This is a genomic window from Streptomyces sp. NPDC050738 (genome assembly GCF_040654175.1).
Taxonomy (GTDB): Bacteria; Actinomycetota; Actinomycetes; order Streptomycetales; family Streptomycetaceae; genus Streptomyces.
This window is the reverse complement of record NZ_JBFAHN010000005.1, coordinates 201,983-223,905: the sequence shown is the minus strand read 5'-3', so window position 1 is coordinate 223,905 and position 21,923 is coordinate 201,983. Positions and strand designations below refer to the sequence as shown.

General features: G+C 70.5%; 20 protein-coding genes. 15 read left to right on the top strand and 5 right to left on the bottom strand.

The window, feature by feature from the left end:
* Positions 1-18: 18 nt before the first annotated feature.
* Positions 19-2,238, bottom strand: a complete 2,220-nt coding sequence (locus AB0H78_RS15425; RefSeq protein ID WP_363234874.1) for an NADP-dependent isocitrate dehydrogenase — start codon at positions 2,236-2,238, stop codon at positions 19-21.
* Positions 2,239-2,400: 162 nt separating this feature from the next.
* On the opposite strand from AB0H78_RS15425, the gene AB0H78_RS15420 reads away from it, so the two are divergent.
* The gene (locus tag AB0H78_RS15420) at positions 2,401-2,952 is read left to right on the top strand and encodes a helix-turn-helix domain-containing protein (protein WP_363234873.1); all 552 of its coding nucleotides are present in this window, start codon (positions 2,401-2,403) and stop codon (positions 2,950-2,952) included.
* Positions 2,949-4,478 (top strand): MFS transporter, encoded by a 1,530-nt coding sequence (locus tag AB0H78_RS15415; RefSeq protein WP_363234872.1) that lies wholly within the window; start codon positions 2,949-2,951, stop codon positions 4,476-4,478. Before AB0H78_RS15420 ends, AB0H78_RS15415 begins: the two co-directional genes overlap by 4 nt.
* A 70-nt stretch (positions 4,479-4,548) precedes the next feature.
* Here the strand turns inward: AB0H78_RS15415 and AB0H78_RS15410 are convergent, their stop codons facing one another.
* Entirely contained in the window at positions 4,549-5,220 is a 672-nt protein-coding gene (locus AB0H78_RS15410) for a lysophospholipid acyltransferase family protein (RefSeq protein ID WP_363234871.1), read from the bottom strand.
* Positions 5,221-5,601: 381 nt separating this feature from the next.
* On the opposite strand from AB0H78_RS15410, the gene AB0H78_RS15405 reads away from it, so the two are divergent.
* The 3 genes from AB0H78_RS15405 to AB0H78_RS15395 all read left to right on the top strand — a co-directional run bounded on the left by AB0H78_RS15405 (position 5,602) and on the right by AB0H78_RS15395 (position 7,862).
* Positions 5,602-6,753: a glycerophosphodiester phosphodiesterase gene (locus AB0H78_RS15405; RefSeq protein WP_363234870.1), complete on the top strand. Its 1,152-nt coding sequence runs from the start codon at positions 5,602-5,604 to the stop codon at positions 6,751-6,753.
* A gap of 73 nt (positions 6,754-6,826) precedes the next feature.
* Positions 6,827-7,321 (top strand): sigma-70 family RNA polymerase sigma factor, encoded by a 495-nt coding sequence (locus AB0H78_RS15400; RefSeq protein ID WP_363234869.1) that lies wholly within the window; start codon positions 6,827-6,829, stop codon positions 7,319-7,321.
* A gap of 37 nt (positions 7,322-7,358) precedes the next feature.
* A complete protein-coding gene (locus AB0H78_RS15395; RefSeq protein WP_363234868.1) occupies positions 7,359-7,862 on the top strand; it encodes a GNAT family N-acetyltransferase in 504 nt (167 codons plus the stop codon).
* A 30-nt stretch (positions 7,863-7,892) separates the two neighbouring features.
* Here AB0H78_RS15395 and AB0H78_RS15390 read toward each other — a convergent pair whose 3' ends face one another.
* Positions 7,893-8,303 (bottom strand): hypothetical protein, encoded by a 411-nt coding sequence (locus AB0H78_RS15390; protein WP_363234867.1) that lies wholly within the window; start codon positions 8,301-8,303, stop codon positions 7,893-7,895.
* Between the two features lie 2 nt (positions 8,304-8,305).
* Complete coding sequence (locus AB0H78_RS15385) at positions 8,306-8,665, bottom strand: hypothetical protein (RefSeq protein WP_363234866.1); 360 nt, start codon at positions 8,663-8,665, stop codon at positions 8,306-8,308.
* 71 nt (positions 8,666-8,736) lie between these two features.
* Here AB0H78_RS15385 and AB0H78_RS15380 point away from each other — a divergent pair, with 71 nt between their 5' ends.
* From AB0H78_RS15380 to AB0H78_RS15340, 9 genes are all read left to right on the top strand, one after another.
* A complete protein-coding gene (locus tag AB0H78_RS15380) occupies positions 8,737-9,384 on the top strand; it encodes an HAD family hydrolase (RefSeq protein ID WP_363234865.1) in 648 nt (215 codons plus the stop codon).
* A gap of 332 nt (positions 9,385-9,716) precedes the next feature.
* Positions 9,717-10,754: an ATP-binding cassette domain-containing protein gene (locus AB0H78_RS15375; protein WP_363234864.1), complete on the top strand. Its 1,038-nt coding sequence runs from the start codon at positions 9,717-9,719 to the stop codon at positions 10,752-10,754.
* The gene (locus AB0H78_RS15370; protein WP_363234863.1) at positions 10,751-11,476 is read left to right on the top strand and encodes a methionine ABC transporter permease; all 726 of its coding nucleotides are present in this window, start codon (positions 10,751-10,753) and stop codon (positions 11,474-11,476) included. The genes AB0H78_RS15375 and AB0H78_RS15370 overlap by 4 nt, the downstream gene beginning before the upstream one ends.
* 75 nt (positions 11,477-11,551) lie before the next feature.
* Positions 11,552-12,391, top strand: coding sequence for a MetQ/NlpA family ABC transporter substrate-binding protein (locus AB0H78_RS15365; RefSeq protein ID WP_363234862.1), 840 nt, complete (start codon positions 11,552-11,554; stop codon positions 12,389-12,391).
* A gap of 152 nt (positions 12,392-12,543) precedes the next feature.
* The gene (locus AB0H78_RS15360) at positions 12,544-13,191 is read left to right on the top strand and encodes a GNAT family N-acetyltransferase (RefSeq protein WP_363234861.1); all 648 of its coding nucleotides are present in this window, start codon (positions 12,544-12,546) and stop codon (positions 13,189-13,191) included.
* An 83-nt stretch (positions 13,192-13,274) separates the two neighbouring features.
* Positions 13,275-14,453 (top strand): precorrin-6y C5,15-methyltransferase (decarboxylating) subunit CbiE, encoded by a 1,179-nt coding sequence (cbiE, locus tag AB0H78_RS15355; protein ID WP_363234860.1) that lies wholly within the window; start codon positions 13,275-13,277, stop codon positions 14,451-14,453.
* A 159-nt stretch (positions 14,454-14,612) separates the two neighbouring features.
* Positions 14,613-17,663, top strand: a complete 3,051-nt coding sequence (gene cobT / locus AB0H78_RS15350; RefSeq protein WP_363234859.1) for a nicotinate-nucleotide--dimethylbenzimidazole phosphoribosyltransferase — start codon at positions 14,613-14,615, stop codon at positions 17,661-17,663.
* 361 nt (positions 17,664-18,024) lie between these two features.
* The gene (gene cobA, locus AB0H78_RS15345) at positions 18,025-19,260 is read left to right on the top strand and encodes a uroporphyrinogen-III C-methyltransferase (protein ID WP_363234858.1); all 1,236 of its coding nucleotides are present in this window, start codon (positions 18,025-18,027) and stop codon (positions 19,258-19,260) included.
* 63 nt (positions 19,261-19,323) lie between these two features.
* Positions 19,324-20,142 carry an RNA methyltransferase gene (locus AB0H78_RS15340; RefSeq protein WP_363234857.1) on the top strand — a complete coding sequence of 273 codons (819 nt, stop codon included), beginning with the start codon at positions 19,324-19,326 and terminating at the stop codon, positions 20,140-20,142.
* A gap of 13 nt (positions 20,143-20,155) precedes the next feature.
* Here the strand turns inward: AB0H78_RS15340 and AB0H78_RS15335 are convergent, their stop codons facing one another.
* Positions 20,156-21,361 (bottom strand): serine/threonine-protein kinase, encoded by a 1,206-nt coding sequence (locus AB0H78_RS15335; protein ID WP_363235153.1) that lies wholly within the window; start codon positions 21,359-21,361, stop codon positions 20,156-20,158.
* Positions 21,362-21,563: 202 nt separating this feature from the next.
* Here AB0H78_RS15335 and AB0H78_RS15330 point away from each other — a divergent pair, with 202 nt between their 5' ends.
* The gene (locus AB0H78_RS15330) at positions 21,564-21,830 is read left to right on the top strand and encodes a hypothetical protein (RefSeq protein ID WP_329114506.1); all 267 of its coding nucleotides are present in this window, start codon (positions 21,564-21,566) and stop codon (positions 21,828-21,830) included.
* Positions 21,831-21,923 lie beyond the last annotated feature (93 nt).

Below are 21,923 nucleotides of genomic sequence, written 5' to 3'. Positions count from 1 at the left end.
GTGACGTACGGCGTGAGGTCAGGCGAGCGTCGCGATGGCCTGGTTGAACGTGGCCGACGGGCGCATGATCGCGGCCGCCTTGGCCGGGTCGGGCTGGAAGTAGCCACCGATCTCGGCGGGCGAGCCCTGGACCGCGATCAGCTCGGCGACGATGGTCTCCTCCTGCTCGGCCAGGGTCTTGGCCAGCGAGGCGAAGGACTCGGCGAGCGCCGCGTCGTCCGACTGCTGCGCCAGCTCCTGCGCCCAGTACAGGGAGAGGTAGAAGTGGCTGCCGCGGTTGTCGATGCCACCGAGGCGACGGCTCGGCGACTTGTCCTCGTTGAGGAAGGTCGCGGTCGCCCGGTCCAGGGTGTCGGCGAGCACCTGGGCGCGCGCGTTGCCCGTGGTCTGCGCGAGGTGCTCGAAGCTCACCGCGAGCGCGAGGAACTCGCCCAGGCTGTCCCAGCGCAGGTAGTTCTCCTTGACCAGCTGCTGGACGTGCTTCGGGGCGGAGCCGCCGGCGCCCGTCTCGAAGAGGCCGCCGCCGTTCATCAGCGGGACCACCGAGAGCATCTTGGCGCTGGTGCCGAGCTCCAGGATCGGGAACAGGTCGGTGAGGTAGTCACGCAGCACGTTGCCGGTCACCGAAATGGTGTCCTCGCCGCGGCGGATGCGCTCCAGCGAGAAGGCGGTCGCCTCGACGGGGGAGAGGATCTCGATCTGCAGGCCCTCGGTGTCGTGCTCGGCGAGGTACGTCTTGACCTTGGCGATCAGCGTCGCGTCGTGCGCGCGCGTCTCGTCCAGCCAGAACACGGCCGGGACGCCGGTCGCTCGGGCGCGGGTGACGGCGAGCTTGACCCAGTCCTGGATGGGGAGGTCCTTGGTCTGGCACATGCGGAAGATGTCACCGGCGCCGACCGTCTGCTCGAGGACGACGTTGCCGGCGGCGTCGACGACCCGCACCGTACCCGTGGTCTGGATCTCGAAGGTCTTGTCGTGGCTGCCGTACTCCTCGGCCTTCTGCGCCATCAGACCGACGTTCGGGACGGAGCCCATGGTCGAGGGGTCGAAGGCGCCGTGCGCGCGGCAGTCGTCGATGACGACCTGGTAGACGCCGGAGTAGCTGGAGTCCGGGAGGACGGCCAGGGTGTCGGCCTCGCCGCCGTCCGGGCCCCACATGTGGCCCGACGTGCGGATCATGGCCGGCATCGACGCGTCGACGATGACGTCGCTCGGGACGTGCAGGTTGGTGATGCCCTTGTCGGAGTCGACCATCGCCAGCTCGGGGCCCTCGGCGAGCTCGGCCTCGAAGGAAGCCTTGATGGCCGCGCCCTCGGGCAGCGCCTCGAGTCCCTTGAGGATGCCGCCGAGACCGTCGTTCGGGGTGAGACCGGCGGTGGCCAGCGTCTCGCCGTGGGCGGCGAAGGTCTTCGGGAAGAAGGCGCGCACCACGTGACCGAAGATGATCGGGTCGGAGACCTTCATCATCGTGGCCTTGAGGTGCACGGAGAAGAGGATGTCCTCCTCCTTCGCGCGGGCGATCTGCGCGGTGAGGAACTCGCGCAGGGCGGCGACACGCAGCACGGAGGCGTCGACGACCTCGTTCGCGAGGACGGGTACGGACTCACGCAGGACGGTGGTGGAGCCGTCGTCCCCGGAGAGCTCGATGCGGAGCGAACCGGCCTCGGTGATGACCGCGGACTTCTCGGTGGAACGGAAGTCGTTCTCGCCCATGGTGGCGACATTGGTCTTGGAGTCGGCCGTCCAGGCGCCCATGCGGTGCGGGTGCGTCTTGGCGTAGTTCTTGACCGAAGCGGGGGCGCGGCGGTCGGAGTTGCCCTCGCGCAGGACCGGGTTGACGGCGCTGCCCTTGACCTTGTCGTAACGGGCGCGGACGTCCTTGTCCTCGTCGGACTTCGGGTCCTCGGGGTAGTCCGGGAGCGCGTAGCCCTGCGCCTGGAGCTCGGCGACGGCTGCCTTCAGCTGCGGGACGGAGGCCGAGATGTTCGGAAGCTTGATGATGTTGGCGCCGGGCGTCTTGGCCAGCTCGCCGAGCTCGGCGAGGGCGTCCTCGATGCGCTGGTTCTCCTGGAGACGCTCGGGGAAGCTGGAGATGATGCGTCCGGCCAGGGAGATGTCACGGCTCTCGACGGTGACACCTGCCGTCGAGGCGTAGGCCTCGACCACGGGCAGGAACGAATACGTCGCCAGGGCCGGGGCCTCGTCGGTGTGCGTATAGATGATGGTCGAGTCAGTCACCGGGTGCTCCGCTCCAGGTCTGCAACATTGCTTGACATCAAGATATCTCCTGCGCGGCCCGGCGGGGACAGGGCCCTGCCCTCCCTTGCCCGAGGGGCTTGACGGTGGGGCTGCCGGAGCATGTGTGAGACATCAGTGTCTCATTCGGGCTATGGTTGTCTCATGACAGTCGACCGGGACCAGGTGCTGCGCGCCGCCGCCGTCCTTCTCACCCGCAAGGCGACGTCCACCATGGACGAAGTCGCCAAGGCGGCGGGGATCGGCCGCGCCACCCTGCACCGCCACTTCGCCGGCCGCGAAGCCCTGGTCAGGGCCCTGGAGAATCTGGGGATCCAGGAGTTCGAGGCCGCCATCGGCGCGGCCCGGCTCGACGAGGGCCCCGCGGGCGACGCCCTGCGACGGCTCATCGGCGAGGTGGAGCCCGTCGCCGGTCTGCTCGCCTTCCTTGTCACCGAGAACCAGCTGTTCGAGGGTGCGCAGATAAACGACGGCTGGGCCCGGCTCGACGCCCGCGTCGCCACCCTCTTCAAGAGGGGCCAGGAACAGGGCGAGTTCCGGATCGATCTGACCCCCGCCTGGCTCACCGAGGCGCTGTACGGACTGATCGGCAGCTGCGCCTGGGCCATTCAGGACGGCCGGGTCGCCCCCAAGGACTTCCAGTACATGATCGCCGAGTTGCTGCTCGGCGGCGCACGACGGAGCGTGGAGCAATGACCAGCACAGATCAGCGGGCCAACGACAGCGAGGCACTGCGCAGCCCCGGCCGCTGGCTGGCGCTCGCCGTGCTCGTACTCGCCGTGCTGCTGGTCGCCGTCGACGCGACGGTGCTCGGACTCGCCACGCCCTTCCTCAGCGAGGACCTCAAGCCGTCCGGCACCCAGCTGCTCTGGATCGGTGACGTCTACTCGTTCGTCATCGCGGGTCTGCTCGTCTCCATGGGCAGCCTCGGCGACCGGATCGGCCGCAAGAAACTGCTGCTCGTCGGCGCCGTCGCCTTCGGCGCGGTCTCCGTACTGAATGCGTACGCATCGAGCCCCGAGATGATGATCGCCGCGCGGGCGCTGCTCGGTGTCGCCGGCGCGACCCTCATGCCCTCGACCCTCGCGCTGATCCGCAACATCTTCCACGACCCCAAGGAGCGCAGCCTCGCCGTCGGCATCTGGGGTGCCGCGGCCTCCGCCGGCGCCGCGGTCGGTCCGGTGGTCGGCGGATTCCTCCTGGAGAACTTCTGGTGGGGATCGGTCTTCCTGATCAACCTTCCGGTGATGGCTGTCCTGGTCGTCGTCGGCATCAAGCTGCTGCCGGAGTCGCGCGACCCGAACCCGGGACCGTGGGACCTCATCAGCGTCGTGCTCTCCCTGGTCGGCATGGTCGCCGTCGTCTATGCCGTGAAGGAGGCGGCGGTGGACGGCTTCCGCTGGGACATCGCCGCATCCGCGGTGGTCGGCCTCGCCGCCCTGCTCTGGTTCGTCAGGCGGCAGTTGACGCTCAGATCACCGCTGCTCGACATGCGGCTCTTCCACCACCGGGGGTTCTCAGGAGCCGTACTGGCCGATCTGCTGACCATCCTCGGCCTCTCCGGACTGGTCTTCTTCCTCTCGCAGTTCCTCCAACTGGTGCAGATGCGCTCGCCGCTCCAGGCAGGACTGATCGAACTGCCCGCAGCGGTCGGTGCGGTGGGCGCGGGGCTGGCGGCCGGGTACATCGCCCGGCGGGCATCGGTGCGCAGCGCGGTCTCCGGCGGACTCGCCGCGGTCGGCTTCGCACTGGCCGCCTGTATGGCGCTCAGCGCCTCCACCGGCATCTTCGCCCTGGGTGCCGCGCTCTTCCTCGGCGGTCTGGGCGCGGGTCTCGCCTTCACCGTCACCGCCGACGTCATCCTCTCCAGCGTTCCCAAGGAACAGGCGGGCGCGGCCTCCGCGGTCTCCGAGACGGCGTACGAACTGGGCGCGGCCCTCGGCATCGCCCTGCTCGGCACCGTGGTGACCGGCATCTACCGGGGCTTCACCGTCCCGGCCGGAGTCCCCGCCGACACCGCGGACGCGGCCCGCGACTCGCTCGGCGGGGCGGTCGAGTCGGCGGCGCAACTCCCCGCCGACCAGGGAGCGGCCCTGATCTCCTCCGCCCAGGGAGCGTTCACCGACGGTTTCCAGACAGCGGCGGGTGTGGGCGCCGGGGTGCTGTTCGCCACGGCGATCGCCGCCTGGTTCCTGCTGCGGGGCCAGAAGCTGGAATCGTAGACAAAGCCGTCGTACGCCGAAGGGCCGCACCCCCGACCGGGGTGCGGCCCTTCGGTGAATTCCCTCTGCCTCAGGCGGCCTTGGCCTTGGTGGCGTACATGTCGACGTACTCCTGGCCGGAGAGCCGCATGACCTCGGCCATCACCGAGTCGGTCACCGCGCGCAGGACATAGCGGTCGCGGTCCATGCCCTCGTAGCGCGAGAACTCCATCGGCTCGCCGAAGCGGACCGTGACCTTGCCGGGGCGCGGCACGCCTGCGCCGCCCGGCTGGATCTTGTCCGTACCGATCATGGCGAACGGCACCACCGGCGCGCCCGTCATCAGCGTCAGGCGCGCGATTCCGGTGCGCCCGCGGTAGAGACGGCCGTCGGGGGAGCGGGTGCCCTCCGGGTAGATCGAGAAGACCTTGCCGTCGTCGAGCACCTGGCGGCCCGTCATCAGCGCCGCGACACCGCCGCGTCCGCCGTCGCGATCGACCGGGATCATACCGACGCCGGTGAAGAACCAGGCCATGAGGCGGCCCTTGAATCCCTTGCCCGTGACGTACTCGTCCTTGCCGATGAAGTAGACCCGGCGGTCCAGGCAGATCGGCATGATCATCGAGTCGATGAACGTGAGGTGGTTGCCCGCGAGGATGACCGGTCCCGTCCCCGGAATGTTCTCGGCGCCCTCCACCCGGGGGCGGAACATCAGGCGCATGACCGGTCCGAGCACTGCCTTGATGAGCGCGAGACGGGACAACGGGTCCTCCGGGGTCGTGGGCAGTGCCGTGGATGCGGGCGGGGAGTGTCGGGAAGTGTGCAGGTGAGGACGATACTCGCGCGTCCTCCTCGATCGCACATCGGGTTCATCAAGTGGATACGCAGTGTTGACGTGCGCTTGCACTGTGTTCCATCCAGTCAACCCGGGTGTCATCCGTTTCGGTAGGGATCGGACCGGGTGAGCAGGGTCACCCCGAAAGCTTGTCAAAGGGGGTGAGTTGTCCATGACTTCTCGCAGGCATGTGTTCGACACCTGGGAGCCGCGCCGTGTTGTGTCCACGCTCTCCCGTACGTAAGGCGTGGCTGCCTACCATCGGGCACTTCGCTTTGACAGGTGCGGGACATCACACGAGGAGCGGTTATGACACAGGGCGCGGAGAAGAACCCCGGCCGGCGGACCGTACTGGGAGCGGCAGTGCTCTCCACAGCCGTACTCGGTCTGCCAGCGGCGGCGGCAAGAGCCGACGAGCGCAGCGGTGGCCACGGGGCCTCGTACAAGGAACTGCCCCACCCGACGGTCATCGGGCACCGCGGGACGGCCGGGTACCGCCCGGAACACACCTTCGGCTCGTACGAGCTCGCCCTCGAACTCGGCGCGCACCTCATCGAGCAGGACCTGGTGCCGACCAAGGACGGGCACCTCGTCTGCCGTCACGAGAACGACATCACGGCCACCACGGACGTCTCCGCCCACCCGGAGTTCGCGGCGCGCAAGGCCACCAAGACCGTCGACGGTGTCGCGATCACCGGCTGGTTCACCGAGGACTTCACGCTCGCCGAGCTGAAGACGCTGCGCGCCAAGGAGCGCATCCCGGGCAACCGGCAGCGCAACACGCTCTACGACGGACGGTGGGACATCCCGACCTTCGAGGAGGTGCTGCGCTGGGCCGAGAAGGAGGGCCGCAAGCGCGGCAAGCCGGTCTGGCTGTACGTGGAGACCAAGCACCCCACCTACTTCCGCTCCATCGGTCTCGGCCTGGAGGAACCGCTGGTCAAGCTGCTCCGCAAGTACGGCCGCGACCACCGCAACTCCCCGCTGATCCTCCAGTCCTTCGAGCCGACCTCCATCCAGCGGCTCTCCCGGCAGGTCTCGACGCCGGGCGTCGTGCTGCTCTCCGGCGCGGGCACCCGCCCGTGGGACTTCGTCGCGACGGGCGACCCGCGCACGGTGGACGACCTCGTCACGCCCGCCGGGCTGAAGTGGATCGCCTCGTACGCCCAGGGCATCGGGCCCACCCTGGACCTGATCATCCCCAAGGACGCGTCGGGGAAGCTCACCCAGCCGACGACGCTGGTGCGCGACGCCCATGCGCAGGGGCTGATCCTGCATCCGTACACGATGCGCAACGAGAACAGCTTCCTGCCCGCCGACTACAGGAAGGGGACCGACCCGAACGCCTACGGAGACGCATTCGGCGCCTTCCAGCGGTACTTCGAGACGGGTATCGACGGGGTCTTCTCCGACAACGCGGACACGGCCCTGCTGGCCGCCGCGGACTTCAACCGGCGTTGACCGGCTCTTCTCGTACGGGTGAGATGCGGCCCCCGCGGAAACCGCCGCCCGCGGCCGCCGCGTCCCGCCCGGCATGAACCTCGTAGAAGAACTGACTCCGCTTCTGTCCGCCGAGGCCGCAGCCGAGGCCTCGGCGGCCGGGATCGAGGCGGCCGACCTCGAACAGGCCGTCTGGGTACGGCTGCTGGAGCAGGCTCCGGCGGAGCCCAGGCGCTGGGTGCGCTCGGCGGTGCGGGCCGAGGCGCGGCGCGCCCGGCGCCAGGCCCTGCGGGAACTCCCGTACGCCGTCGAGCCGTCCACGGCGCCCGAGGCGGGCCCCGACCACCGCGCGCTCACGGCGGAGAGGCGGCGCGCGGTGCGCGCGGCCGTGCGCAGGACACCGGGCCGCTGTCCGGAACTGCTGGCCGCGATGCTGGCGCCGGAGGATCCCACCTACCGTGAGATCGCAGGGGAGTTGGGAATGTCACAGGGGAGTCTTGGCCCGGTTCGTTCCCGTTGCCTGGGATGCCTGCGCAGAATGCTGGCGGCGGAGGTTGCAGCTCCTGAAGTCCGGGGAATGGAGCGTTAGACAACCGGCGGACCAGGTGAGCGGGAGGCATGCACACATGGGCATGAGCGTGACCATCCATGCGGCAACTGCGCAGGACGCCGAACAGATTCTGAAGCTCCAGTACCTGTGCTATCAGAGCGAGGCAGAGCTCTACGGCGACTACGCCATCGAGCCACTGACCCAGACCCTGGAGGGCCTGCGGGCCGAACTGACCGACGGGTACGCCCTGGTGGCCCGCCTCGGTGACGAGGTGGTGGCATCGGTGCGCGGCAAGGTCGATGCCGCGAACACGGCGCAGATCGGCAAGCTGATCGTCCATCCGCGGATGCAGCGCCACGGCCTGGGAGGCCGGCTGCTGCACGCCATAGAGGCCCATTTCGCCGCAGAGCCGGCGGCCAAACGCTTCCAGCTGTTCACCGGCCACCGCAGCGAGCACAACCTGCGGCTGTACCGGAGCCACGGCTACGTCCAGATCTCCACGCGCGAGGCGAGCCCGGCCCTGACGATCGTGACCCTGGAGAAGGAGGCGGAGTCGGGCGCGTACGCGACGAGTGCCTAGGGGCGGATCAAGGCCCGCCGCCGACGACCTCTAGCGCTTGGCCCTCCGCAGCCACAGCATGCCGAGCACCGGCAGGATCACCGGGATGAACAGGTACCCCATCCCGTAGTCCGACCACACCGTCGCGTCCGGGAAGGCGGACGGATCGGCCAGCGTCCAGGTCCCGACGACGAGCACGAAGACCAGCTCGGCGGCACAGCACACCAGTGCCGCCCTGCGGGCCTTCTCGCCGCCCCGCACCAGGGAGTACGTGATGAATCCGTACACCACGGCCGCCACGGCCGACAGCGTGTAGGCGAGCGGCGCCTTGCCGAAGTCCATGATCATCTGGACGATCGAGCGGGATGCGGCGGCGACGGTGAAGACGCCGTAGAACCAGACCAGGACGCGTCCGGGCCCGGTGCCCAGCTGGTACGCCGGCTTCTCCTCAGCTGCGGTCATCGTCAGCCTCCCCAGATGTCGTAGAGCCGTACTTCGAGCACGGCGAGCACCACGGCCCCCGCGGCGACCGTCACCGAACCCCAGCGGGTCCGCTCGGACAGCGACAGCACCCCGGCCGCGGGAACCGCCGCGAACGCGCCGATCAGATAGGCGACGAAGACCGCCGTGCCCTGCTCCGGCCGCTCACCGCGCCCGAGCTGCACAAAGCCGATCACCATCTGCACCAGGGCGAGGACGGTGACCACGGCCATGCCGATGAAGTGCCAGTCCTTGGTGGGCTGGTCCCGGTAGGCGGCGAAACCGCACCAGGCGGCGAGTACGAGCGCGGCGACGGCGACCGCGATCGTGAGGGCGTCAAGCATGACGTCGAGGGTATTACGGGCCGAAAGACCCGATGCGCGCGGCCCCACGACCGCACGTAGGGTCGACGACCATGAAGATCTACGCCGATGCCCTGCTGTTCGACAACGACGGCACCCTCGTCTCCTCGCTGGAGTCGGTGAACCGCTGCTGGACGCAGTGGGCCCAGGAGTACGGCGTCACGGCGGACGACTTCGCCAGGATCGGACTGCACGGGCGCCCCGCCGCCGAAATCGTCGCCGATCTGCTGCCCGCGGACATCGTGCCCGAGGCACTCGCCCGTATCGAAGACCTCGAAGTCGCGGATGTGGCCGGGGGCGTCGAGCTCCTTCCCGGCACCGCCGCGCTCCTCGCCTCGCTGCCGGCGGACCGCTGGGCCGTCGTCACCTCGGCGGGCCGCCGCCTGGCGGAAGCCCGCCTCGCCGAGGTCGGCATCGCCCCCAAGGTGATGATCGCGGCCGACGACATCACCCGGGGCAAGCCCGACCCCGAGCCCTATCTGCTCGGCGCCGCCCGCCTGGGCGTGGACCCGGCACGCTGCGTGGTGTTCGAGGACGCCCCCGCCGGACTGCGGGCCGGGCGCGCGGCGGGTATGCCGACCGTGGCCTTGGCCACAACGCACGACCGCGCAGAGCTGGTCGCCGATGTCGTCCTGTCCGATCTCTCCGAGGTATCGGTGCAGGTCGTGGCGGGTGGGCTGGAGATCACCACGGCCGGCTGACGTGAGACGAGGATGTCCGCTATACGGACATCCTCAGCTGTCCCGTACTCACGTCTGGTTTACTTGCGAGCATGACCACGACGAGCAGCCGCACCCTTGCGACCGAGGCGATGATGACGCCCGGTGCTCGCTGTATGTGTCGAATGCGCGCCTTCTGAGGGCCCCCGCCTGAGCCTTGCGGCCTGAGCCTCGCGCCCCGAAGCGAGACGAAGAGCCTGCCCCGCGCACGATGTGCCTCCCGGTAGCAACTGCCGTGGCCGTGCTGCGTTTCCAGACGAATGCCCCGTGCCCGGCGGACATCGCGCCGTGCACTCGACAGTGACGGAATTTCTGTGATCACCACCACCGGCCTGACGAAGGTCTATGCCTCGCGCGGCCGTGAGGTCACCGCCCTGGACGGCGTCGACCTCCATGTGCGTGAGGGCGAGGTGTACGGCGTCATCGGCCAGAGCGGCGCCGGCAAGTCCTCCCTGATCCGCTGCATCAACCTCCTCGAGCGCCCCACCGCCGGCACCGTGAGCGTCGACGGCGTCGACCTCACCGCACTCGCCGGACGCGGTCCGCGCGCCGGCAAGGAGCTGCGCGCGGCACGCACCCGTATCGGCATGGTCTTCCAGCACTTCAACCTGCTGTCCTCGCGCACCGTGCAGGACAACGTCGAACTGCCGCTGGAGATCCTCGGAGTCACCGGCCGCGAACGCACCCGCAAGGCCCTCGAGCTCCTCGACCTGGTCGGCCTCGCCGACAAGGCGAAGTCCTACCCGGCGCAGCTGTCGGGCGGCCAGAAGCAGCGCGTCGGCATCGCCCGCGCACTGGCCGGCGACCCGAAGGTCCTGCTCTCCGACGAGGCGACGAGCGCACTCGACCCCGAGACCACCCGCTCGATCCTGCACCTGCTGCGCGACCTCAACCGCCAGCTCGGCCTGACCGTTCTGCTCATCACGCACGAGATGGACGTGGTCAAGACGGTCTGCGACTCGGCCGCCCTCATGCAGCACGGCCGCATCGTCGAGTCCGGCACGGTCGGCGAGATCCTCGCGACGCCCGGCTCCGAACTGGCGCGCACCCTCTTCCCGGTCGGCGGCGAAGCGTCCGGGACCGACCGCACGGTCGTCGACGTCACCTTCCACGGTGAGGCCGCCACGCAGCCGGTCATCTCGCAGCTCTCCCGTACGTACAACATCGACATCTCCATCCTGGGCGCCGCGATGGACACCGTCGCCGGCAAGCAGATCGGCCGGATGCGGATCGAACTGCCCGGCCGCTTCGAGGACAACGTCGTACCGATCGGATTCCTGCGCGAGCAGGGGCTCCAGGTCGAAGTGGCGGGCGAAGACGCGCCCGTGCTGGTGAAGGAAGGTGCCAAGTGACCTGGTCCGAGATGCAGCCGCTGCTGTCCGAGGGTTGTTGGGACACCCTCTACATGGTCGGCTGGTCGGCACTCATAGCCGTCGCCGTCGGCACACCTCTGGGCGTGTTCCTGGTCCTCACCGACCGCGGCGGACTGCTGCAGAACACTCCGGTCAACAAGGTCGTCGGCTTCGTCGTCAACGTCGCGCGGTCCTTCCCCTTCCTGATCCTCCTCGTGGCGCTGATCCCCTTCACCAAGATGGTCGTCGGCACCAGTCTGGGTGCCGAGGCGATGGTTGTTCCGCTCGCCATCGGCGCGATCCCCTTCTTCGCCCGGCTCGTCGAGACCGCGGTGCGCGAGGTGGACCACGGACTGGTCGAAGCCGTGCAGTCCATGGGCGGCTCCACCTGGACCGTCGTACGCAAGGTGCTGCTCCCGCAGTCCCTGCCCTCGCTCGTCTCCGGCATCACCACGACGATCATCGCCCTCATCGGCTACTCCGCCATGGCGGGCACGGTCGGCGGCGGCGGACTCGGCGCACTGACGATCAGTTACGGCTACCAGCGCTTCGAGACCGACTTCATGCTCGTCACGGTCGCCCTGCTCGTCGTCCTCGTGGTCCTGGTCCAGCTCGCCGGTGACCTCGTCGTGAGCGCACTGGCCCGGCGCGGCACCGGACGGGCCCCGACCCGGCTGCTCCGCCGCCCCCGCGGCGCGGAAGCCGAACCGGTCGCCTCCTAGAACGTCAACTCCCCTGAGCCCGGACCCTTTGCCGGGCGGATCCATCCCGCACCATCCGCAAGAAAGGCACTCTTCGTGCGTACTTCTGTCAAGCTCACCGCCTCCGTCGCCGCCGTCGCGGCCCTCTCCATCGGTCTGACCGCCTGCGGTTCGGACAAGGCCGGATCGTCCCCGGACGACGCCCTGATCGTGGGCGCGAGCCCCACCCCGCACGCCGACATCCTCAAGTTCGTCAAGGACAACCTCGCGGCCAAGGCCGGCCTCAAGCTGGAGGTGAAGGAGTACACGGACTACGTGACTCCCAACACCGCCCTCGAGGACGGCGACATCGGCGCCAACTACTTCCAGACGGCCGCGTACCTCAAGGACTTCAACGCCAAGAAGGGCACCCACATCGTGGGTGTCGAGAACGTCCACGTCGAGCCGATGGGTCTCTACTCCAAGAAGGCCGAGAAGGCCTCGGAGCTCAAGAGCGGCGACACCGTCGCCATCCCCAACGATGCCGTCAACGAGGGCCGCGCACTCCAGCTGCTCGCCGCCAACGACATCATCACGCTCAAGGACGGCGCGGGCGCCCTCGCCACCGTCTCGGACATCAAGGACGCCAAGGGCCTGAAGTTCAAGGAGATCGAGGCGGCCCAGACGCCTCGCGCCCTGGACGATGTGAAGGCTGCGGTCATCAACGGCAACTACGCCCTCGCCGCGAAGCTCAAGCCCTCCGAGGACGCCCTCGCCCTGGAGTCGGGCACCAACAACCCGAACGCCAACTTCCTCGCCGTCAAGAAGGGCAACGAGAGCGACCCGCGCGTCAAGAAGCTCGAAAAGCTGCTCAACTCCGCCGAGGTGAAGGCGTACATCGAGAAGACGTACGCCGACGGCTCGGTCATCCCCTCCTTCGGCGCCGTCAAGTCCTGACGCCCGCAAGGCTCTTGTGGCCGAAGGCCCCGTACGCCCCCACCACGGGCGTGCGGGGCCTTCGCCGTACCCACCCGCCCATGCACACCACCGTCCACATGCTGCATGCTGTGCCTTTACGACGCGACGGTCCCTGCCCCATGGAGCAGCACATGACGAGCACCTTCCCGGACATCTCCATCAGTACGGACCGGCTCGTGCTGCGCCCGTTCGAGGAGGCGGACATCCCGTCGCTGACCGACATGATGAACGACGAGATGGTCACCGCCTGGACCTCGGCCCCGCACCCGTACCGCCAGATCGACGGCGAACGCTGGGTCCGCAGGATCGCCCCCGCCGAGCGCACCGCGGGCCGCGGCATCGTCCTGGCCGTCACCGAGTTCCTCACCCAGCGCCTCGTCGGCACCGTCCACCTCCGCGCCACCAACTGGCGCACCCTGGCCACCGAGGTCCGTTACGTCACCGCCCCCTGGGCCCGCGGCGAGGGGTACGCCACCGAATCGGTCCTCGCCGTCGCCCAGTGGCTCTTCCGCGACCAGAGGTTCGAGCGCATCGAACTGCGCACCCCCGCCGACAACACCGCGTCCCAGCAGGTCGCACAGAAGATCGGCTGCATCAGCGAGGGGGTCCTGCGCAACGCCTGGATAGCGCGCAGCCGCACCGAGAACGGCACCGACGGCGGCTGGACCGACATCCGCACCGACCTCATCGTCTGGAGCCTGCTGCCCGAGGACCTCGACGGCGTCCCGGACCTGATGGCCGACGCCAACGGCTACGGAACCTTCCCCGACTGGAACTGACCCTGTGCACGGCCGCCGCCGCAGCAGGTAGTCTCACGGTCCTGCCCCGCCCCACCTGCGACGACTCCAGGAGACTCACGACGATGGCCGACCGTGTCACGGTGATCGGCTGGGACGGTTCGCCGCTCACCGACGCCGCCAGGTCCGCCCTCTCCGCCGCCACCCTGGTGGCCGGGGCCGCACACCACCTGGCGCTTCCCGAGGTCCCGCCGGGCGCCGAAAGGATCCGCCTGGGCAGCGTGGACCTCGCCGCGCGCCGGATCGCCGGACACCGCGGCAGCGCGGTCGTCCTCGCCGACGGGGACCCCGGATTCCACGGCGTCGTACGCACCCTGCGCGCCCCCGAGCACGGCCTCGAGGTCGAGGTCGTCCCCGCGGTCTCCTCGGTCGCAGCCGCCTTCGCGCGCGCCGGAATGCCCTGGGACGACGCTGAGGTCGTCGTCGCCCACCCGCGCACACTGCGCCGCGCCGTCAACGTCTGCCGCGCCCACGCCAAGGTCGCCGTCCTCACCTCGCCGGGCGCGGGCCCCGCCGAGCTCGCCCTCCTCCTCGAAGGCGTCCACCGCACCTTCGTGATCTGCGAGGAGCTGGGCACCGAGCGCGAACAGGTCACCGTCCTCACCTCCGACAAGGTCGCCGACCACGCCTGGCGCGACCCCAATGTCGTCATCGTCATCGGCGGTACGGGCCTGCGCGACACCGCGCCGGTACGCGGCTGGGCGCTGCCCGAGGCCGAGTACGGGGAGAACCTCGGCGAGGGCGAGTCGGCAGGACTGCGCGCCGCCCAACTGGCACGTCTGGGCCCGCGCACCGGCGACCTGGTCTGGGACATCGGCTGCGGCAGCGGCGCACTGTCCATCGAGGCGGCCCGCTTCGGCGCGGCCGTGATCGCCGTCGACGCCGACTCGGGCGCCTGCGCACGGACGGAGGCCGCCGCCCGGCGCTTCGGCGTACAACTGCAGGCGGTTCAGGGCCGCGCACCGCACGTACTGGAGCGGCTGCCCGAGCCGGACGTGGTCCGGATCGGCGGTGGGGGCGTGGCAGTTGTCACAGCCTGTGCCGACCGAAGGCCCGAGCGAATCGTGACGCACGCCGCCACGCGCGACGAGGCGGAGGCGGTCGGAGCGGCCCTCGCAGAGGGCGGATACACCGTCGAATGTGCCCTGTTGCAATCCGTCGACCTGGACACTCACGCCTGGACCGAGCGCGAGCGCTCCGTCGTCTTCCTGGTGTCCGGGCGTCGAGACGGTTCCTCCCCCTGACCCTGCCCCAGTACGGCGCGGGGTAGGCTGGCCGACTGTTGTACCGCGGCTGGACGTTCGGCATTTCATACGCCAATGTCCTGAAAAAGGGCCCCTATTGGGGTCCCGGTGTGGTACGGCGGTACTGAAAGAGCGCTAGTCGATGGGCGAGGGGTACGCATGACTGACACCGGCCAGATCCCGGGCGAGGGACAGCCGGAGAACGCAGGCATGGTGGAGCAGCCGGGCATCCCCGCCCCCGGCGCCTACACCTTCCTCGACCCCTCCGAGAACACCGCCGAAGACGACGATCTGCTCCTGATGCCCGCCTCGGCCGGCGCCTGGAGCGATCCGCAGCCCGTCGCCGCCGCTGCACCGGCACCCGGCTCCGAGTACGGCGCCCACGAGGCGGGCGGCCGGGACTCCGGCTCCGTGGACCTCAGCGACGTACGCGCCCAGTTCCAGGCGGTCGCCCCGGCCACCACCTCGGCGCCGACGCCTCCGCCGGCCCGCAGGCCGCTGCACATGGGCCCGCCGGTCCCCGACGCGTCCGCCGGTGTGGTGCGCTCGCTGGCCGACCGCGGACCCACCGCGACGCCGGCGAACCCCGTTCCCGTACGCAACCCGGGGCCGCCGACCACAGGACCGGAGTACTTCGACATCCCCGCCGAGGGCGAGCTCGGGCTGCCCGGACCGCAGCTCGGCGAGATCCCGTCGCAGGCCCCGGTCTGGACCCCTGAGCCGCAGCCGGTCCCGGCCCAGGCGCAGGTCCACACGCCCGCGCCGGTACAGGCCGCGACGCCGCCCCAGTTCACCGCGGACCCGGTGGTCACGGGAGTCCCGGCAGCATCAGCAGAAACGGTCGTTCCCGAACCGGTCATGGCCCGGACGCCTGTGCCCGTCGCGGCCGTGCAGCAGACGCAGACGCCCGCCGAGCAGCCCGCTCCGCTCGCGGCACCCGTGACACCGGTGGCCCCTGTGGTCCCCGAGCCGGCACCGGCCCCCGCAGCCGTAGCCGCTGTGGCGGAGACGCCGACGCCGTTCGTGGCAGAGCCCGTCCAGGCCCAGCCCCAGGCCCCGGCCCAGTCCCAGCCCCAGGCCCAGTCCTCGGGCCAGTTCGTGGCGGTCGAGGGATCGCTCCCGTCCACTCCCCACCTCGCCCCGACGCCGGTGGCCGTCATGACCATGCCGGAGCCCGAGCCCGTACAGACGCCGGAGCCCGAGCAGGAACCGATCGTCGAGCAGCAGGTGGCCCCGGCTCCCGAGCCGGTCGAGATGCCCGCACCCGCGGAAGCCCCTGTCGCCGCCCCCGCTCCTGCTGCCGAGCCCGACGCGGCAGCGACCGTTCCGGCGCCCCGCGACGGCGGCCCCGCGACCCAACTTCCCGTGGCCGAGGAGCCGGAAGCGGCGGAGGCGACCGCACCCGAGGCCGAGCCCGCGCCCGTCGAGCCCGAGCAGATCGCCGAACCGCCGGTGGCCGAGGAGAGCGAGTCCGTTCCCGCTCCCGCCCCTGCCTACGACGACGCCGAGCGCGAAGCGGTGCTGCGCGTCATGCGCGAACGCCGCGACATCCGCAACGGCTTCCGCAGCGACCCCATCCCGCACGAGGTGCTGCTGCGCGTCCTCGAAGCGGCCCACACCGCCCCGAGCGTCGGCCACTCCCAGCCCTGGGACTTCGTCGTCATCCGCTCCGCCGAGACCCGGCGCACCATGCACGAACTGGCCCAGCGCCAGCGCGATGCGTACGCCAAATCCCTCCCCAAGGGCCGGGCCAAGCAGTTCAAGGAACTGAAGATCGAGGCCATCCTCGACACCCCGGTCAACATCGTCGTCACGGCGGACCCCACGCGCGGCGGCCGCCACACCCTCGGCCGGCACACCCAGCCGCAGATGGCCCCGTACTCCTCGGCACTCGCCGTCGAGAACCTCTGGCTCGCCGCCCGTGCGGAAGGCCTCGGCGTCGGCTGGGTCAGCTTCTTCGACGAGCGCGAGATGGTGAGGTCCCTCGGCCTCCCCGAGCACCTCGAGGTCGTGGCCTACCTCTGCGTGGGCTACGTCGACGAGTTCCCCGAGGAGCCTGAACTGATGCAGGCGGGCTGGTCCAAGCGCCGCCCGCTCTCCTGGGTCGTCCACGAGGAGACGTACGGACGCCGGGCGCTCCCCGGCGAGGAGCCGCACGACCTCGTACAGGAGACGATCACCAACATCCGCCCGCTGGACGCCAAGGCGCTCGGCGAGGCGTGGGAGCGCCAGAAGCGGATGACCAAGCCGGCCGGTGCGCTCGGCATGCTGGAGATCATCTCCGCTCAGCTCTCCGGCCTCTCCCGGATGTGCCCGCCGCCGATCCCGGAGCCCGCGGCCGTCGCGATCTTCGCGGGCGACCACGGAGTGCACGCCCAGGGCGTCACGGCCTGGCCCCAGGAAGTGACCCAGCAGATGGTCGCCAACTTCCTCGGCGGGGGAGCGGTCTGCAACGCCTTCGCCAACCAGGTCGGCGCCGAGGTCTGCGTCATCGACGTGGGCGTCGCGGGCGAACTCCCGGCCACCCCGGGCCTGTTGCCCCGCAAGGTCCGGCCCGGCACCGCCGACTTCACCACGGGCCCCGCTCTCACCCGCGACGAGGCACTCTCCGCGATCGAGGTCGGTATCGAGACGGCCCGCGACCTGGTCGCGGCCGGCAACAAGGCGCTGATCACCGGTGAGATGGGCATTGCCAACACCACGGTGTCCGCAGCCCTGATCAGCGTCTACACCGGCCAGGACCCGAGCGAGATCACCGGCCGCGGCACCGGCATCAACGACGAGATGCACGCCCGCAAGGTGGACGTGGTCCGCCGCGCCCTGGAGCTCCACAAGCCGGACCCGGCGGACCCGATCGGCGTCCTCTCGGCGGTCGGCGGCCTGGAGCACGCGGCGCTGGTCGGCTTCATCCTCGGCGGTGCGTCTCTCCGTACGCCGGTGATCCTGGACGGAGTCAGCGCGGGAGCCGCGGCCCTGGTGGCCCGGGCGATCGCCCCCGAAGCCCTGGCCGCGTGCATCGCGGGCCACCGCAGCGCGGAGCCCGGCCACGTGGCGGCCCTGAACAAGCTGGGCCTGCGTCCCCTGGTCGACCTGGACCTCCGCCTGGGCGAGGGCACAGGCGCACTGCTGGCACTCCCGGTGGTGCAGAGCGCGGCGCGGGCCATGCACGAGGTGGCGACGTTCGACTCGGCGGGCGTGACGGAGAAGTAGCCTCCGCGACCGAGCCCGGCGCAGGGACAGAGGTGCCCGCCAGACCATCTCTGTACGCCTGCGCAATCGAGCGCGCGCCGGGCGAAATCCAGCGCACGCCAACCAAATTCAAGCCCCTCCGGCGATTGAGGAGCGGGGGCCCGGGGGGCTGTGCCCCGCCCCCCCGACCCTGGCCAGGGGGCCCGGGGCACAGCCCCCGGTTTCGGGAAGGGGCGGGCCAGGGGAGTCCTCCTCACGACCCGGCCCCACCCCACCGGAGCTCCCCGAAACACCGCGCCCACCCGGCCCCCGTAAGGTAAGCCGCACCGCCTCCCACCAGCACACAAACACACGCACGCACCCCCGCCCGAGGAGCCCCGCCATGGCCGACCACCCCGCCTACCCCGTCGGACTCCGCCTCGACGGCCGACGCGTAGTCGTAGTAGGCGGCGGCCAGGTGGCCCAGCGCCGGCTCCCGGCGCTCATCGCGGCCGGCGCCGACATCGTCCTGATCTCCCCCTCCGCGACCCCCTCGGTCGAAGCGATGGCGGCGTCGGCCGAGATCCGCTGGGAGAAGCGCCCGTACCAGGACGGCGACCTCGCCGACACCTGGTACGCACTGATCGCCTCCACCGACACGGAGGCGAACAACGCCGCCTCCGCCGAGGCCGAACGCACCCGCACCTGGTGCGTCCGCAGCGACGACGCCGAAGCGGCCACCGCCTGGACCCCGGCAACGGGCCGCAGCGAGGGCGTGACCGTCGCCGTCCTCACCGGCCGCGACCCCCGCCGCTCCGCCGCGGTCCGCGACGCGGTGGTCGAGGGCCTGCGCGACGGCACCCTCACGGCCCCTCACCACCGCACGCGCACCCCCGGTGTCGCACTGGTCGGCGGCGGCCCCGGCGACCCCGACCTGATCACGGTCCGCGGCCGGCGTCTCCTCGCCGAGGCGGACGTCGTCATCGCCGACCGCCTGGGCCCGCGCGACCTCCTCGACGAACTCCCGCCGCACGTCGAGGTGATCGACGCGGCCAAGATCCCCTACGGCCGCTACATGGCCCAGGAAGCGATCAACAACGCCCTCATCGACCACGCCAAGCAAGGCAAGGCGGTGGTCCGTCTGAAGGGCGGCGACCCCTTCGTCTTCGGCCGCGGCATGGAGGAGGCCATCGCCCTGGAGGCCGAAGGCATCGCGTACACGGTCGTCCCCGGCATCTCCAGCTCGATCTCCGTACCGGGCGCCGCCGGAATCCCGGTCACCCACCGCGGTGTGGCCCATGAATTCACGGTGGTCAGCGGCCATGTCGCCCCCGACGACGACCGCTCCCTCGTCGACTGGCCCTCCCTGGCGAAGCTCCAGGGAACCCTGGTGATCCTCATGGGCGTCGACAAGATCGGCGCGATCGCGCAGACGCTCATCACCCACGGCAAGTCGGCCGACACCCCGGTGGCCCTCGTCCAGGAGGGCACCACGGCCGCCCAGCGCCGCGTCGACGCCACCCTGGCCACGGTCGCCGAGACGGCGAAGTCCCAGGACGTACGCCCCCCGGCCGTCATCGTCATCGGCCCGGTCGTGAACGTCGGCCCGGCACACACCGAACCGCACCCCCACGCGTAACCCGCAGTAACCGACTCTGCTTCCCGCATTGGCACCACACCCAGGACAAGGCAGTATCACCCCGTGGCTGATCTCATCACTGTCGAGGACCCGGACGACCCGCGCCTGCGCGACTTCACGGGCCTGACCGACGTAGAACTCCGGCGCAAGCGCGAGCCCGTCGAGGGTCTGTTCATCGCCGAAGGCGAAAGGGTCATCAGACGGGCCAGGGACGCCGGCTACGAGATGCGCTCGATGCTGCTCTCCGCCAAGTGGGTCGATGTCATGCGCGACGTCATCGATGAGCTTCCGGCGCCGGTCTACGCGGTGAGCCCCGAGCTCGCCGAGCGCGTCACGGGGTTCCACGTGCACCGCGGAGCCCTCGCCTCCATGCAGCGCAAGCCGCTTCCCACGTCCGACGAACTGCTCCGGACGGCCCGCCGGATCGTCGTCATGGAGTCGGTCATCGACCCCACCAACATCGGCGCGATCTTCCGCAGCGCGGCGGCCCTCGGCATGGACGCGGTGCTGCTCTCCCCGGCCTGCGCGGACCCGCTCTACCGCCGCTCGGTGAAGGTCTCGATGGGCGCGGTCTTCTCGGTCCCGTACGCCCGCCTCGAGTCATGGCCCCGGGACCTGGAGACGGTACGGGAAGCCGGCTTCCAGCTCCTCGCGCTGACCCCCGACGAGAAGGCCTCGGACATCGACGACGCCGCCCCGCACCGCCTGGACCGGGTCGCGCTGATGCTCGGCGCGGAGGGTGACGGCCTCTCCACGCAGGCGCTGGTCGCAGCCGACGAATGGGTACGCATCCCGATGGCGCACGGCGTCGACTCGCTCAACGTGGGAGCGGCCGCGGCAGTGGCCTTCTACGCGGTGGCGACGGGCCGCCCCACCGCCTGAACGGACGGGCCGCTCAGAGCTTCTGAGCGGCGGCGATCCCCAGCAGCACGATCAGCGTCACCACGACGAACACGATCAGTCGCTGCCGCATCATCCGCGGGCTGGGCCCCGTCCGCCGCCCCGAAGCCGTAGGCCTGGTCGTACCCGGGCGGCTGCCGGCGGGGCGCGCCCCGGTGCGCGCCGAGGTGTCACGGGGGGCCGGCGGGCGGGCTCCGTTGCGGGACGAGGAGGGCCGCGGGGCCTGCGGCGCCTGCGAGCGGACCCCGGACCCGGACGTTCCGTTCGTACGCCGCTGCGTCTGCTGATGCTCTTCCGTGTAGCGCTCGGTGAGCCGCCCCGTGGGCCGGTCGAGCTGCGACTCGCGGCGCTGTGCCGGCGGCCGCGTCTCGGAGAGCCCCTGGGCCTCGCGGGCCGCGATCTCCTTGAGCCGCATGGAGAGTTGGAGCGTGCTGGGGCGGTCCCCGGGGTCCTTGGCGAGACAGGCGCGCACCAGAGGTTCGAGCGCGTCGTGGACCTCGTACAGATGAGGCTCCTCGTGCACCACCCGGTAGAGCATGACCTCTGAACTGCCGTGCCCGAAGGGCGAGTCCGCGGTGGCGGCGTAGGCCAGCGTGGCGCCCAGCGCGAAGACGTCCGTCGCCGGGGTGACCATGGCGCCGCGCACCTGCTCGGGCGCGAGGAATCCGGGAGAGCCCACGGCCGTGCCGACATGCGTCAGGGTGCTTGCCCCGGTCGCCCACGCGATGCCGAAGTCGATGATCCGCGGCCCCTTGGGCGACAGAAGAATATTGGACGGCTTCAGATCCCGGTGGACCACACCGGCCTCGTGCACCGCCACGAGCCCTTCGGAGAGCGCCGCCCCGATCGAGGCCACCTCGGCGGCCGACAGCGGCCCCTCGTCATTGACCTTGTCGTGCAGTGAGGGCCCGGGGACGTACTGCGTGGCGAACCAGGGCCGGTCGGCCTCGAGATCGGCGGCCACCAGCCGTGCCGTGCACCCACCGCGGATCCGCCGGGCGGCCGAGACCTCCCGCGCGAACCGCGACCTGAACTCCTGGTCCTCCGCGAGATCAGGGCGGATCACCTTCAGCGCCACCCGCTGCCCGCGCCGGTCGGAGCCGAGGTACACCACCCCCATGCCGCCCGCGCCCAGTCGTCGGTGAAGCCTGAACGAACCGACGACACGCGGATCCTCGCGCCGGAGCCGCATCATCGCCATGTCCATCCCCGCTGCCCGGTCCGTCTGACGAGGCACAGCTTACGTACCCGTGGCCCGGTGTGCTCATAGGCCGCGCCCTCACGTCCCGACCGATTGTCAGTGCCGGGTGGGAAACTTGAAGAGTGGTCAGGAGGCCGGGGATCCAAGGCCCCTTGACCCGGGCGAGAACTCAATGATGCGTCGCAGAAGGGGGATTGGGACGATGAAGGGTGACCGCGTGGAGATAGTGGTGGACGCCGGAGATACGACGCGTACGTACGAGGTGGTGGCCAGCAGGGCGGGACGCCGGGTGGAGACGGCGGTCCGCAGAGGGGTGGTGGAAGTGAGCGAAGTCACCCGCAGCGGCTCGGTGGTGCGCACCGCGCGCTTCATGGCCACCCGGGTGCTGGCCCTGGTGGAGCAGCCGGTCCCCAGGGAGGACTCCTCCGAGCTGGAGGCCCGACCCCTCAGGGAAGACCCCAAGTCCTAGCGCCCGCTCTCCACCCTGGGGAGTACGCCGGTAGTACTCGGCTCATCCTCCTGGAGGCCCGGGAATCGGTACGAGGGCATGACGCCCGGGGCG